This is a genomic window from Peribacillus sp. (assembly GCF_059453735.1).
Genome location: NZ_JAZVJO010000169.1, coordinates 1 through 2,064, shown reverse-complemented (window position 1 = coordinate 2,064; position 2,064 = coordinate 1). Strand labels below are relative to the sequence as shown.

Here is a 2,064-nt window from a genome sequence, read left to right as displayed (position 1 = left end):
GAGCTGGAAGAGCCCTCACTTAATGATATTTTCATTGAGAAAGTAGGTGCAAGTTATGAATAAATTTTGGATTGTCTTTGCACATACCTATTTAACAAAGATAAAATCAAAATCCTTCATTATTACAACTGCAGTCATGTTAGTGTTAATCTTCGGTCTGTCCAATGTAACGAAGATAATTGATTACTTTGATGATAATGAAAAAGAGAAAGTAGCTGTAGTCGATAAGACGGGTGCTTATTTCGAACTTTTCAAGAATACGGCAGAAACAATGAATAAGGAACTGACAGTTCAAGCGGTTCCAAATGAAAAAGAAGCAGAAAAGCAGGTTGCCGATGAAGAAATAATCGGTTACCTTCTTATAAGTGAAGGCAGTAACGGAGAAGTAATGGGAGTCTATAAAGCTAATGAAATATCTAATACGGAGGTAAGTGCAGGCTTATCTGCAGCGCTAAACCAGTTAAAACTGCAGAAGGTAAAAACTGAACTCAATTTAACTGATGAGCAAATTGAAGCATTAAATGCGCCAGCTGTTTTTGAAACCGTTGCACTGAAAGAAAGTGCAAAAACAGAAGAAGATTTGAACCAAGCACGTGGACTGGTTTATATCCTGTTGTTTGTTATCTATTTTAGTGTTTTGATGTATTCTAGTATGATTGCAACAGAGGTGGCTACAGAAAAGTCTTCACGAGTAATGGAGATATTAATTTCAAGCATTCCCCCCATACAGCAGATGTTTGCTAAAATACTGGGGGTCGCCTTATTAAATTTCACCCAGATTCTGCTTTTTTTAGGAGTTGGGTATGTGACAGTGAAACAAAATCTTGCAGAATTGAATGATGGGTTTTTCTCCGTTTTTGGATTTGGAAGTATTCAGCCTTCAATACTTGTGTATGCAGTGATATTCGTGTTACTCGGTTATTTGCTGTATGCAACACTTGCGGCATGTCTTGGATCAATCGTCAGCCGAGTGGAGGACGTTCAGTCCATGATTATGCCTATGACGACGCTCATCGTTATCGCCTTCCTTATTGCGATGTCTGGTCTTTCTAATCCAGGAGCAGGCTATGTGACGGTCACGTCATTTATTCCCTTTTTTAGTCCCATGATTATGTTCCTTCGAGTAGGGATGCTTGATGTACCGTTTTGGCAAGTTCTTACGAGTATCCTGATTCTTCTGGGTACGATAGGTCTTTTAGCCATCATCGGTGCTCGTATCTATCGCGGGGGAGTTCTCATGTATGGAAGTTCAAAATCATTTAAAGATATTAAAGAAGCACTGAAGATGTCAAAGCATTCGTAAGGATGTTTCCATAGGATGACTGTCAAGAAACTCTTGATAGTCTCAGTTTTTAGATAAAAGAGGTTCGAAATGGTGTCATTTCGAACCTCTTTTACAGTTCAAACACATTTCATGAAAATTTTCCTGCTTATCGAAGCAGCTCAGTCACTAATACTGTTTTGTTCGTTCATCTTTTACAAAGCGTTTACGCTGTATATGTAATCGTTTCTGGTATTGCTCTCAGGGTTAATTGTGCACTCCGAACGGATCTGTTGGAGAAGGATTTTCGTAATTTTCTCGATCTTAATTTATCTTCTCTTAAATCTGTTCTCAGGTAGCACGTATTTCCTTTCAACCGCCAAATTTTACTTCCAAATTAAATTTAGAAAGACAGTTGATTGGAGTGTTGGTTTGAAAACTCCTGCGGGAACAGCGGGACAGGTGAGACCAGCAGGAGCGTAAGCATTGAAGCGGCTCACCGTCCGCCCACGGAAAGCGAAGCGCCTGGAACGGAAGTCAACAGCCCCATTTTAAAAACTAAAAAAGTAGAGAAGCTAGATTTCCATCAAGTTTGTCTACAGTCTAAGACTATCAAGAAACTCTTGATAGTCTTTTTTTCTAAAGAAACCCGGATCCATCTACACTGATTTGAAATCCTATTGGTGAGACCCAACGCTCGATAAGAAAAGTCCTGTTTTTGAAAAGCTGGAATCGAAGAAAAGCGTCGATACCATGGGAAAGCATGTTCCCTTTGTGATAGAATATTAGCTAGAGTGTTACTT

Annotated in this window: 1 protein-coding gene; it reads left to right on the top strand. The window is 39.1% G+C overall.

The features are described 5' to 3' along the window. Positions 1 to 55: 55 nt before the first annotated feature. Positions 56 to 1,303, top strand: coding sequence for an ABC transporter permease (locus tag AC52RT_RS05715; RefSeq protein WP_495539849.1), 1,248 nt, complete (start codon positions 56 to 58; stop codon positions 1,301 to 1,303). The last annotated feature ends 761 nt before the right edge of the window (positions 1,304 to 2,064 follow it).

Bases quoted from the DNA above. Each gene is read 5' to 3' on its own strand.
- AC52RT_RS05715 (WP_495539849.1), top strand. From the start codon at position 56: ATGAATAAATTTTGGATTGTCTTTGCACATACCTATTTAACAAAGATA.